Origin of the sequence: Corynebacterium glutamicum ATCC 13032, assembly GCF_000011325.1 — a bacterium.
GTDB classification, from domain to species: domain Bacteria; phylum Actinomycetota; class Actinomycetes; order Mycobacteriales; family Mycobacteriaceae; genus Corynebacterium; species Corynebacterium glutamicum.
The window spans coordinates 1,926,205-1,937,931 of the sequence record NC_003450.3; the positions used below are offsets into that span (position 1 = coordinate 1,926,205).

General features: G+C 44.9%; 11 protein-coding genes. 2 read left to right on the plus strand and 9 right to left on the minus strand.

The window, feature by feature from the left end; translation table 11 throughout:
• Positions 1-51: 51 nt before the first annotated feature.
• Together CGL_RS09040 and CGL_RS09045 are read right to left on the minus strand one after the other, a co-directional pair.
• Positions 52-633 (minus strand): hypothetical protein, encoded by a 582-nt coding sequence (locus CGL_RS09040; RefSeq protein ID WP_011014655.1) that lies wholly within the window; start codon positions 631-633, stop codon positions 52-54.
• 404 nt (positions 634-1,037) lie between these two features.
• Positions 1,038-1,973 (minus strand): hypothetical protein, encoded by a 936-nt coding sequence (locus tag CGL_RS09045; protein ID WP_227747672.1) that lies wholly within the window; start codon positions 1,971-1,973, stop codon positions 1,038-1,040.
• A gap of 69 nt (positions 1,974-2,042) precedes the next feature.
• On the opposite strand from CGL_RS09045, the gene CGL_RS09050 reads away from it, so the two are divergent.
• Positions 2,043-2,180, plus strand: a complete 138-nt coding sequence (locus CGL_RS09050; protein ID WP_208400985.1) for an adenine-specific methyltransferase EcoRI family protein — start codon at positions 2,043-2,045, stop codon at positions 2,178-2,180.
• A gap of 671 nt (positions 2,181-2,851) precedes the next feature.
• On the opposite strand, the gene CGL_RS09055 is transcribed toward CGL_RS09050, so the two are convergent.
• The 6 genes from CGL_RS09055 to CGL_RS09085 all read right to left on the minus strand — a co-directional run bounded on the left by CGL_RS09055 (position 2,852) and on the right by CGL_RS09085 (position 9,708).
• Positions 2,852-4,675 (minus strand): hypothetical protein, encoded by a 1,824-nt coding sequence (locus tag CGL_RS09055; protein ID WP_011014659.1) that lies wholly within the window; start codon positions 4,673-4,675, stop codon positions 2,852-2,854.
• A 538-nt stretch (positions 4,676-5,213) separates the two neighbouring features.
• Positions 5,214-5,675, minus strand: coding sequence for a hypothetical protein (locus CGL_RS09065; RefSeq protein ID WP_011265820.1), 462 nt, complete (start codon positions 5,673-5,675; stop codon positions 5,214-5,216).
• Positions 5,676-5,727: 52 nt separating this feature from the next.
• On the minus strand, positions 5,728-6,087 hold the full coding sequence (locus CGL_RS09070; RefSeq protein WP_227747673.1) for a helix-turn-helix domain-containing protein: 360 nt from the start codon (positions 6,085-6,087) through the stop codon (positions 5,728-5,730).
• Positions 6,088-6,165: 78 nt separating this feature from the next.
• Positions 6,166-6,675 (minus strand): hypothetical protein, encoded by a 510-nt coding sequence (locus CGL_RS09075; protein ID WP_011265821.1) that lies wholly within the window; start codon positions 6,673-6,675, stop codon positions 6,166-6,168.
• 639 nt (positions 6,676-7,314) lie between these two features.
• Positions 7,315-8,154 carry a Cgl1822 family protein gene (locus CGL_RS09080; protein ID WP_011265822.1) on the minus strand — a complete coding sequence of 280 codons (840 nt, stop codon included), beginning with the start codon at positions 8,152-8,154 and terminating at the stop codon, positions 7,315-7,317.
• A gap of 609 nt (positions 8,155-8,763) precedes the next feature.
• A complete protein-coding gene (locus CGL_RS09085) occupies positions 8,764-9,708 on the minus strand; it encodes a S49 family peptidase (RefSeq protein WP_011014665.1) in 945 nt (314 codons plus the stop codon).
• A 370-nt stretch (positions 9,709-10,078) separates the two neighbouring features.
• Here CGL_RS09085 and CGL_RS09090 point away from each other — a divergent pair, with 370 nt between their 5' ends.
• Positions 10,079-10,648: a hypothetical protein gene (locus CGL_RS09090; protein WP_011014666.1), complete on the plus strand. Its 570-nt coding sequence runs from the start codon at positions 10,079-10,081 to the stop codon at positions 10,646-10,648.
• A 630-nt stretch (positions 10,649-11,278) separates the two neighbouring features.
• Here the strand turns inward: CGL_RS09090 and CGL_RS15675 are convergent.
• A complete protein-coding gene (locus CGL_RS15675; RefSeq protein WP_227747674.1) occupies positions 11,279-11,701 on the minus strand; it encodes a hypothetical protein in 423 nt (140 codons plus the stop codon).
• Positions 11,702-11,727: the final 26 nt, after the last annotated feature.

Below are 11,727 nucleotides of genomic sequence, written 5' to 3' on the forward strand. Positions count from 1 at the left end.
ACACCATCAGGTACAGGGTGGTTAAAGCGGGGTGCTTTAAGTGAAATAGCTTTATTCAGTGGGCTTATACGAGTCAAGCTCCGTACCCATGTCATACAAGTCAGGAGATTCGCCATCAAAAAACAACTCACAATACTCAGGGACCCCATCACAGTAATCACCTAATGTAATACGAGATGCCGAGGATTCAGCCTCTAAATCTGTAAATCCCAATTCAGACAAATGAGCGATGACATCACTACGCACCTCGTCAAGCTTCTCGCTTCGCGCGCCACCAAAGTACCAAGATTCCAAATAGCCAACAGCCTGGTAATCCGCAGCGAATTGGAAACCATCACCCAAGCGCTCCGCAGCCGCCTGCGCATCAGCTTTATCAAAGCCCTTACCTACAGCGTTGTCCACAGCCACAGCAGCAGATGATCCATCAGCCACAGCAGAACGCATAAAGGTGTCTAATTGAGCATCCTTATCAACAGCTGCAGAATCTGTTGTGTCAGCCGATGCAGAAGATGAGCCAGTACTGCTACTACTAGCACCGCTACTGTCCGGGCCGTCAGCATCACTAGAGCAAGCAGATAAGCCAAACATCAGCGTACTGACAGCCAGCAGCGCAAGAGTTTTATTCTTCAACATGAGTTACGTCCTTAATATATACAGCAGTCGTGGTGTGGACCATGACTGCTGTAGAAGTCTCCCCCTGCACCCATGGTTAGCGTACTTTAATATTTATAACCCAAACCATATTATTTCGCAGAATTATGTGCAAAATGTAGCGACTGCGCTACTACCCCCGGTAGAACATGGGGGGATTTAAAGAGGAAATAGCGCCGAACATACGTGAAATAGAGACAAGCAAATAGTCTATCAGAGCACATAAAGGTGCCATACCCACTCTTTCAACTGATGACATAGGCATTCCACCCGAATGAGTAGTCGCACAACCAAGACAAATCAACGCTGTGTTACCCAACCGGATGGTGTAAGAAGCACTGAAGACTTGATTTAAAGTCATCCCCCGCTGACGGCCTTGAATTTCTCTAGCCACCTGAAACCAGTTGTGGGATGTTTTCGATTATCTGTTTACCTACAAGATTTAACATTGTAGTGAAGGCTTTATCGCCGGCTTTTATGCTGAGTTCCTTCAACTTTTCAAAAGCATTCTGGATAAAACCTTTATTCGGAGACTCCTTCTTCAACTCATCCGCGATGGATTGAATGCTTTCTTCGGCTTCAGCTCTAGCTTCCCCTAAGTCGAACTTTTCAGGATTAATGGTCTGCATAATCTTCAGTAGGTCATCCACGGACAATCCCTTCTGCACAGCTTTAGCGCTGTTACCAATGGCTACAGCTCCATTGGCTTGAGTGATTGTAGTTTCGTAGTTATTTTCAATGTGCTTCATGACCGTGGCATTAACCTTTTCGCTGCTTGGTAGTTCATCCAGAGGAGTTGCGTGTGTGAGGTCGGCAATCATGGAAGTCATTAGAGTTCGGATGCGGTCCACAATTCCCGAAAAATAAGAGTTATCTAAGTAAACATTTAAATTCAAAATTTGATTTAATGGCGCGTACTGATCATTATGAAGATCGCGGACCCGAAGTAAATTCGGGGGCGATAAATTAATCCCATCCTGCCTAGTCGACCATTCAATTAGCGTTTGAATCGGCTGATCAAAATGCAGCTCTTCAGGGAAATACTTACGAGCTCTTTCAGGAACATTATGTGGCCCCAGTACCATATTAGACATTATTGAATTACCAGCTTGAATTTTCGCGAATACAGGAGGTCCTTTCAATTTGCGATATTCCGGAATACCATCAATGGAGCCATAACCATTTAATTCATTTTTCGCCCACTCTTGTAAAGAGTCCGAGTTAGTATCACTTCCAAGGAAGATACACGCCCGAAGAAGCTCCGTTAATGGACGCTCTTCTATTAAGCCTTTTCTGATGGATACAAGCAGAGAATCAGTCATGCTAAATATCATAATCCATCAAACATTTGATCGGTGTCAATCAATGCGTTCTGGACTGAGGTGACCACCATGCAAGACGAGGTGGACCTAGTGATCACCAACCCGCCGTTTTCTCTGTTCCGTGAGTTCCTGAGTTGGCTATTACACGGTGACGTGTTGTTTTCTATCATCGGTAACGCGAACGTAATCACATATCTAGGTGCCTGAATCTAGATTAAAACTATAAACATTATTTAAAACCATTGCCTTATTGGAGCATGCTGCAAGCTTTTCGCGGTGGGCTTGCAACATCTTACATCAGAATGAATGATGTTAAACACCTAATAAGTTCAAGTAGTTAAAAGGAAATATCAACAATGTTACGAAAAGCATCTATCACGCTAATGATATCCGTTACGCTCTTAACATGTGCCTCTCCAGCACAGGCACTGTCATCACAAGCACTCTCGTCAGAAAGCTCCACTTCGCAGAGTGATTCTCCTACGCAATTTGTTGCGAGTATAGCTGCGCCCTTCAATAAGAACTTAACCTATGAGCAGCGCAAAGCCATTCGTTTCGGACCTACGACAGAACAAGAAGCAGAACAATGCTTGGCAAAGTATGGTCGCGATGGCGAGGGGCCATGGCCTGCTATTGCTATCTATCCTGACTGCTCCTTCGATACTATCGAACAAGATTTCTATGATCAAGCAATATCCAAAGCCCTCTCAGTAATCAGTCTGGGAAGCTCCTAGAAGACTCGTAACGACCAAAAGCACCGAGAACAGATGCAACTCAAGCCCATTTACATCTGTTCTCGGTGCACTCGTATTTATAGCCTCGCGCATAGCTTCCAAAATCCAGAATCAGATGGCGCAATTAAATCAAGATCTCAGAACTCATTTTTCAATCTCTTCTTTTAGGGCACCCGTCATCAATTGAGCTATCGGCCATTCATTAAAAACTGCGCGTCGATCAACCGAAAGCTGAGTAAGCAAAAAATTCGCCTCTTCTCTATCGTCAAGAAGCAAAGCGCAACCAATCATAATCTCGCTATAGTTGTCTGGGTGCATTGTTTGATCAAGATTATGCCTAAAAGATCGAATTTCTGTTCTTTGTGAATCCAGTAATCCAGTTTGGCGATACAAAATTTGCCAACCATTAAGCCTGTAAATTGGCGACTCTTCTCGATCTCGTTCCACGAGCCAATCATTGAGAGCTTGAGCTGCTATAAGAAATGCAGTTTTCCTGCTCTGCTCAGAATCAGCTGCCTTAATTAGGCGAAGCACCATCCATGTGGCGAGATTATCAACATCAACAGTTTCTTCAAGCGCTGAATAGAAATCAACAAGCTTATCCAAATGCAGATTCAATACTGATGGAAGCCATCGATTATCAATGAGCTCGTACGGCGTCACTCGCTCGATTGAGGAGTCGCTCCGATCCGTTGAAGGTGTCATAGCAAAATGATGACGCTTGGAAATTACTTCATGATAAGTCCACTCCCCTGCAACATCACCAGGGTGAGCTATCAACGCAAGATTCCAACGACCAAAAGGCTGCAATATAAGTCTAGTCTCATCTTTAACCTCTAAATTCTTTACGTATTCTCCCTTAACGGCTGTTCGATACACAATATCCAACTGCCAGAACTGTTTTTCTGTAATCTCACCAATTCGAATAAGGGACGGATCAATATTGAAATGGTTAGCTATTTCTACCAACTGACGAAGAACACCCGCTTCATCCTTAAGGTCAGCCACAGTCCGGTTCGAGTTAATCTTCAACACAACAGGTTCTTCATTAATAAAAAACGTATTCGCCTGAAGCACTCCTAGGAAGAACTCAATGTCTTTTAACCGTTCAGGAAGACTATCTTGAAACTCAACCGTAACGCTCCCCGGAGCATCAATGGCGAGCTTTTGTAGGCGGAGAGTAATCCCCTTTCCGATTTTCAATTCAATGTGCTCATCATCAATGTTTCGATGCAAAACATTGTCATAGACGACCCCATTACACGAAACATTATAATTGGCTTGATGAAACTGCATATTCGGGGGTATTATTTCTACGGTGGCATTGACGAACTGTTCAATTCCATCCCCAGTACGAATAATGATCGAATGGTCTGGCGAACTACCATCATATACAGCCAGCTTATCCCTATTAAGGGGTTCAGCCGATTTAACAGTAATTGATTCCATATTTTCATAGAGATAGTTACTGGGGTTCTCGACTATCTTTTCTTGCCTCGATGCGAGCGCTAATGCGATTATGGCTTCCATTCGATCTTCATCAGATGGTAACCGTTTTAAGCGGACGCTAATTGTCTTTTGGCCCGGCTTCGCTTTACTCAGTAGATCATGAATATAAAACGGTTTCAAAAGAACATACTTTGGATATTTCTTATTTGATTTCTTATCAATATCAACCACAAAAAATAAGAGACCAGCCAGTGTCACGAAGCCTCGTAGATCAACTACTGAGACCGGATAGCTATTTAAGTCGGCAGCCTTGGCATTAACCTTTCGCCCTTTAATCTGAACATTCACCCGACCCCCAAAGCTACGCTTAGCTCCAGAAGCATCATTACTAATATCTATGTGTCCATCTGTAAAAGTGGTTTTATCATTTTCACTAAAAAACCCCTCTAAATGCGCACATGAATCGATCATCTTGCCTATTTTTCGAACCGCAGTTTTCTCTGTTTTCGATGTACTCATTATGTATGAGACTTCCTTTTCTCGACTAACCGTTTCTCTCCTGATTCTATAATCTGGAACATGAAAGGTTTGACACGCTCACCTGGAATTAAAGGTGTCTCAGTCCATCAACTTGAGATATGAGTGACGAAAGACCCCCTCACAGAAAGCATCAATTTCGCTACCGAGTCAAACCACGACGCTGATTTAATTTCGTCAAAGAAAGTCATGCTTAACAACTCTGGTTTTTCAGCCTCAGCGACAACCAAACCGATAAAGTCCCCTTGATAAGTAAGCCTCAACGCCATAATTCGGCGGGACTTCATGGACATTGCTGTGGCTGTCTCCTCGGAAAGGCTATACAGGTCGACCCCGGAGCAGCAGCCAAAAGAAAGGCACTGAAAGACTTTCCTGAAGACGAGTTTGGTAGGAATGCTAGCCGGGCAGGGTTTAGCGTTGGTCTACTTTTCTTAGGAATTGTCGTCAGCTACATCGCCAATATCGATTTACTGACAAAACCCACTCTACCTAGTTACGCCTGCAACTATCAGGTAATTCTCTACCATTCTCGTGAGGCCGTCGATTTACTAAAAACCAAATCACCAGGACCTAACGCAGGCATGAGGATCTGCGTGTGGAATGCACGCTGCCCTAAATCAGACACGGCCTGTCGTGCATATGGCACCAGAGTAAAAATCGCATGGTTGTTAAAATAATCCACCATTGCATCAGATTCCGTTAAATAAACCTTATTCTCAGGAATCAAATAGATTGCTTCAGGCTCTACCGTTATCTTTCCGTCGGGAACCTCGATGGACACCCTCAATGAAACCTCAATGATTCGCGGCACACCTTCTTCGTCTTTACTCTTGTCGTTAACAGTAACTCCAAGTTTAAACTCAGGACGATCTGATGGTTCCTCAATTTTGACCGATAACGCACTGAGCTCCCGATACTTTACATCCGCAAGAACTAAGTGCTGCACTAACTCATCATGATGAGAAGGTAGATGCGCTGACATGATGTCCATCCTTGTCTTGGTATTTCAATCTCAACCTATAAAACCCGAAACACTACGCCAAAATGGGCTTTTCCCAATCAACGTAGGGCGGGGCAGCTTCCTGGCCGGACACGGATACGTGATTGTTTGTCCTCGACTCATACTCTTGATAGAGGGTGGCAGAAGAGCTAACCCTATAAGATATAGAAGCATCTACCGCTAGCGCATAGCGTCGGATCGTAGACAGAGTGGGATTTGCATCGTAGTGCTCAAATTGAGAAATAGCACTCTGGGAAACGCCCATCCGATTAGCCACCTCGTCTTGGCTAATGCCAGCTTTCTTTCTCAAAGCTACAAGTGAGTCAAGGAATTCACGCTGGGAAGCCAGAAGAGCTTTAGCTTTAGCTTTCATCGCTTTCTTACTGTGCGTCATGAGTTTTACCTTATATCCTCTCATTCAATTTTTTCTAAAAACTCGCCAATGGGGGTAGTTCGTTGATGTTAAGACGAATTAATCTACTGGTGATCCATCAGCACTTAATTCGTCCCACAGTTTCACAGCAATTTCAATCTCGGTGTTTTGACGGTGTTTGGTGATTGTGTCATCAGTATTGATTTCTTTCTCGTGCGCATGAAGACCCAGAAACCAGTCACAACCTGATTTTTCAACATAGTAGAGTCGCATCAATATTGAGTATCCATCACTGTATATCCCAGAAACTGGATCTTGATCTCTTACGAAAATGTCGTTCCATCTAATCTCAAACATATCCAGCTGCGGTTGACTGGAAATACTCTTAACATGCTCTTCGGGGGTCAATCGCCCCCTCTCCGCTAGCTCCAAACGATCTTCGATAAGAGCTTCCGCATCCGCTTCGGTCAACATATTGAAGACATACTTTCTCTTCAATATGTCCATTATTTTCTCTACAGTTTCTTCAATATGGTTATCAGAGCAGTTATAACGCCAGTGATAATGCACCGGTTTACCACCACTGCAGATGCTTTGCTTAATGACCATCTACGCATGGTAGCTAAATTGACATGGCCGTCCCGAGAAATAGTCTTTGCGTGACATAACTCATATATCATAAAACTACGGAACCTGAGCCGCAGCAGTTTTACCTGGAACAGTCGATTCGACGTCCTACTGGTGGTCCTATCGCACCCCCTCAGGGCACCATCTAGCTGCAGGTTCACCTCGCTTGGGTCCGAGACTACCTAGTGACTGGCAGCAGTGGAGATGGGATAGCTCAGAACCTCCGTCAGCTGCACCGTGGGAAGATGACCGTTGGATTCCGTATGACGGTAATATATCCACACCAAACTGGACGATTGGCCCTTCCCCTTCGCCTGACTAACCCAGCAACGCCAGCTTCAATCTGATACAACTATGGAATGCTACGAAAAATTCTTGAGCAGAAACTAGACGTATCCCTGCCTCAGACATAGCGCTCGGGGGGGGATGGCTACGAGGGCAGGGATACATACATGATCATACCTTCGACGCTGTTCGCGCGCATTTCCTACACTGAAATTGTGAACAGGTTATGCTCCAGCGCTCTGCTTCTGGAGCATAACTCACCATCTGAGGGAGTTTTTCCTTCCAATGTGTGCAAACACGAGTAAGTAGATTCAAATTTGCTGATAAACCTGTAATTTATGAACTCAAGGAAGACCCAAAGAAAGGTACGCTATCGTCCTGGACCGACTTATCTGTCACTTCGAACAAGTAATGCACCTCCGAATACGTGCCATCTGGATAAATTAATTCTGCAGCAAACCACATTTGCCCAGTACGATCTTCCGGTGCTGTGAAGGTAAGCTCACCGGTCTTCTCATCAATGACAATAGTTGCCCCCATGAGTTCCGCATCTTCAACTGACCCATAACGATCGCGAACCACCTTAGCTCCCTGCGGAACCCCGCCAATCGCTCCATCCCCAGCAATGACCGTCATCGGAACTTTAATACTCTGACCATTACGAACCCGTTGAGAATCTATGCTCTGAACACTGTAGTAAAAACTATCTGATACCTCGACTACTGAATGAGGTGTCACTATGTCAATAGAACTATCAGGGTAGACCACTCTTACAGTTACTCGATCTATATAAGATCGCGTCACTTCCCCAGGGTTGTAACTAATAGTTCCGGCGCCTCCAAAAGTATGCCGGATCACTCCTGTCTGTGAATCCAGCCGGGAGGTGACTACGCCATCGCTAACGGCGACTGCAAATGTGTCACTGTCAAGGACGAACCGAGTCCCCTCTGGTAATTCCGCAAAGTTTTCAACGGTCTGTGAGACCGAATTAGGCAAACCTGCATCATTATTTATCGAGCCGAGACGCGTTTCTAACGACTCGTAATCCGGCTCGTAAAGAGCCGCCATGGGTACATTTTCCTGTGCAATTGCAACACTCGCGCCATTAACCGTTGTCCCAAATACTAACGAACATGACAGAATGGCAGTAACCAAAGTGCGTGACTGTACCAACATCCCTCTACACCACTTTCTGAATTAGAAATCCTCTATTCTCCCTCATACTATAGGGACAGGGTGTCTCAATATCATTGTGGTATCGAACTGACCTCTTTTCAGAAACGTCTGTTGACCCGTCTTTTTTGTACTGCACAAGAAAGCACCGCCTCGACACTCCAACTCGAAGTCAGTGCTTTTCTACCATTAAAAGTGATAAGGCCCTTGAAAGGCATGATCGTCCATCAAGCAATATCCGAAGCCCTCTCAGTAATCAGTCTGGGAAGCTCCTAGACGACTCGTAACGACCAAAAAGCACCGAGAACAGATGCAACTCAATCTCATTTACATCTGTTCTCGGCGCACTCATTTCCATAGCCCCACTCGTAGCTTCCCAAATCCGGAATCAGATTTCAGCAACCCCACGACGAAGAATAACCGACACACCTGCGTAAACGGTCATCTGGAATACTGCCCTTTAGAGATGCCACTGCATGTCACTCCACTACGGCAAGATAGTGGAGTGACATGCAGTGGTTTTTAGCTGAGATTTCCACGTGCGGGATCGAAAGTGCCTTTGGCTCCACGGAGAAGGCGCCCGGCCACACGGTAGACTATTGCATCACTTAATTAGTTTTCATGCCCCTGCAGAAAAGTGCCACGGTTGTCATGATTGACGACAAACTTAATTAATGGTCCTCGTTGCGCAGCAATAACGGACAGGTGGTGAAGAGTAAGAACTAAATCTTGAAGCTTTGGATCGCTCTCAAGTTCTTTGATATTCAATCCCAGCTCAAGTGCTTTACTGACCGAAATGTGTCGATTATGCGCAAGAGTAACGGAATGATCAGCGAGCTCTTTGATAGCGCGAGTGGCTTTTTCTTCTTTGTCAGGCTCGTCTAAAAACATACCCTTTTCAAGCCACTGCTTAACCATCGAGTTGGACCACTGAATAGCTTTTTTAGCTTCACCCAACATCGTGGGGTTGTATTTATTCAAGATCACCTGCCATATATGAGCAGTCTGCGGATTCTCAGAGACCTCTTTCTTCGCTTGCTCAAATTCTTCCAATAACCCGTGTGCCGGTAGGCCGTTAAACTGAGGATCAATGGGGCCAAGACTAGAATGCTTCCCCATAACAATCTCTTTGGACGAAAGTGCGATCATTGTTCCTGCTGACATTGCGAGTTGGGGGACAATGACTCTGAAATCTTGACCAAAGAGTGCGTGAATGTAATCTACTAACGACTCTGTCGCAGCAACATCTCCACCCGGAGTGTGGAGGATAAGATCGAGACCTTTACTCTGATCCAACTTATGGAGCGCAGTCATAAAACTGTTTTTATCAGTATCATTTACCGAAAAATCCGTAGATTGCCCGGAAAATCGTCGACCATTTTCTAACCACGCTGAATAATAGACGATTACATTTCGACCAGTATGTTCAAACAGTGCTTGTAGCGCTTCTCTACGTTTATCGCTTACTGCGTCAACATCATTTATTTGTCTAATCTTGTACTGATTATCTTGGTAAATCTTAGAAATTTCATCAGTAATCTCTGCCCAGTTCCCCATGTAGCTATCCTCTACTCGACCACACTAACGTGGCTGGTCGCTGTTGCTCAAAAAAATCTAAGAAACTTAAGTCACTGGGTAATACTTCTACCGACTCAGATTCCAAATAGCGATAAAAGTCCTCTGCCGATTCAACGAATTCAGACGAAGAAGTCATGTTTCTACTCCCTACAGTAAGCATTAAACTATCATAAACCCTAAATTTAAATTTAGACTCAAATTCAATATAATCAATGAACCAACTATATAAAGACAAGTCGTACACGGATCATCTTTTATTTCAGTTCAGGAGACTGTCTCTAGAACCCTACTGTTGCGTGGGAAGCAGCGGGTCACCCTACTCCCACCAACAAAGACCCGGTGTGCTGGAATGGACAGTGTGAAAACGTTCCATGTCTCACCTCTTCAGTGCACAGTATTGCTTATTGCTCCATTTCTCGCGGTAACACTAACCGCATGCGCCGATAGCGCTGAGCACCCTGTATCCCAAGATCTACCAAGCATCATCACAAGCACGGTCACTACGACAGTGTCCCCTGAGCAGAATCTCGACGTCAATAACGACCAAAGCAGTGTCAACGACAATGACAATCAGAACCTACACGTCACGTCAGAGGGCGCCGGTGTACTCTTCTTGCGGTTAGACAACAACGTACCTTCCACAGATGCTGCTAACACAACGATTGAGGGAAAACTGATCTCCGGCCCTGGCGGTTGTCTTTCTGTTCAACCAGGTGGTCGACCAGAACTACTCATTTTTAACACCGACACCCGATTTAGTGACCATCCACCACAGGTAACCTTGGGTGAGAAAACAATCAAAATCGGAGAGCGATTTTCCTTAAACGCAATCGAAGTATCTTCTACGGACCTTACCGGAATCCCTGATAAATGCTCTAACGGTGCCGCCGACAGGGCTTGGATTGTCGGTACGAAGTAAAACAACAGCGCATTACCACTAATGCCTCAACGCGAAAAGCTCCTTGATGTTTTGTGGGAGAGAATGCCTGGATGCCTAGAGAAAATCACTCAGCCTCACCTCTCCGGCATTCTTGTGGACAGCTAACCGGGTAGTCCCACATCATCTCTAGAAAAAGTCATCGAACTGCGTGATGTAGTACACTATCGCTCGTATACACCATTCACCATCACGTAACCAAATTCTTGCAGTACTAAGAAACCACTATTCTTGCTTCGCACTTGAAACACGAAAGAATACGTAGTATTAATTAAGTTTTTCAAGAGCTGATAACACTAATCTTCAATGAAAGCACTTAAAGGGGAGAATCATGGGGTACCTGGGAATTGATAGAGACAACGAAGAACACAACATCCACATTTGTACCACTGCAGATGCACTCTATGAAGCACAGGTATCGGTTTACGAGATCCATAGAGTTTTAGCAAAATTTTGGAATTTGACATGCCATCAAATTGAAGAAATCCTCGACATTGTCGATGAAGCGCGGCGAGATCGTAGAGCGCTAGGAGTCGATATCTAACTTCGCCGAAAGTTGATGCATCTTGGTGGCATGACTCACTGAGCTCACGGTGTTAAAGAGCAGGAAAACTAGCCCATTGCATCGTCTGCATCGTCTGCATCGTCTGCACCGTCCGGCAAAAAATAGAATTCTGCTTCTAGCTCTTTCCGTAATTCGGACGGATCTTTTCCAGCGATGGCGGTACTACAGAAAACAGATAGATCATCTGTGTCGTTAGACTCATTAACCTGGGTGCATGTGAAATTGAGATCCACTAAAACACCATCAGCATCGCTGAGGGAAACCCCTCGATCCTGGACAAGGTATCTGCGCGCTTGAGACATACCTTGACGTATTTCTCCATGTTCAAAGCGCACGCGATATAACTCTTGTTGAGTCAACCCGTAAGCCAACTCGTATAGTGCCATTCGTTCTGGGTCTATATCAGGTGACTCACGTAGTGGGCTAGGTGTCAACGTTGTCCATTGCACATCAGATTCGTCGTCGTTCAAGGGTGAAACACTGTTTGGGGCATCGG

Bases quoted from the DNA above. Each gene is read 5' to 3' on its own strand.
- CGL_RS09040 (WP_011014655.1), bottom strand. From the start codon at position 633: ATGTTGAAGAATAAAACTCTTGCGCTGCTGGCTGTCAGTACGCTGATG.
- CGL_RS09045 (WP_227747672.1), bottom strand. From the start codon at position 1,973: ATGACTGATTCTCTGCTTGTATCCATCAGAAAAGGCTTAATAGAAGAG.
- CGL_RS09050 (WP_208400985.1), top strand. From the start codon at position 2,043: ATGCAAGACGAGGTGGACCTAGTGATCACCAACCCGCCGTTTTCTCTG.
- CGL_RS09055 (WP_011014659.1), bottom strand. From the start codon at position 4,675: ATGAGTACATCGAAAACAGAGAAAACTGCGGTTCGAAAAATAGGCAAG.
- CGL_RS09065 (WP_011265820.1), bottom strand. From the start codon at position 5,675: ATGTCAGCGCATCTACCTTCTCATCATGATGAGTTAGTGCAGCACTTA.
- CGL_RS09070 (WP_227747673.1), bottom strand. From the start codon at position 6,087: ATGACGCACAGTAAGAAAGCGATGAAAGCTAAAGCTAAAGCTCTTCTG.
- CGL_RS09075 (WP_011265821.1), bottom strand. From the start codon at position 6,675: ATGGTCATTAAGCAAAGCATCTGCAGTGGTGGTAAACCGGTGCATTAT.
- CGL_RS09080 (WP_011265822.1), bottom strand. From the start codon at position 8,154: ATGTTGGTACAGTCACGCACTTTGGTTACTGCCATTCTGTCATGTTCG.
- CGL_RS09085 (WP_011014665.1), bottom strand. From the start codon at position 9,708: ATGGGGAACTGGGCAGAGATTACTGATGAAATTTCTAAGATTTACCAA.
- CGL_RS09090 (WP_011014666.1), top strand. From the start codon at position 10,079: ATGGACAGTGTGAAAACGTTCCATGTCTCACCTCTTCAGTGCACAGTA.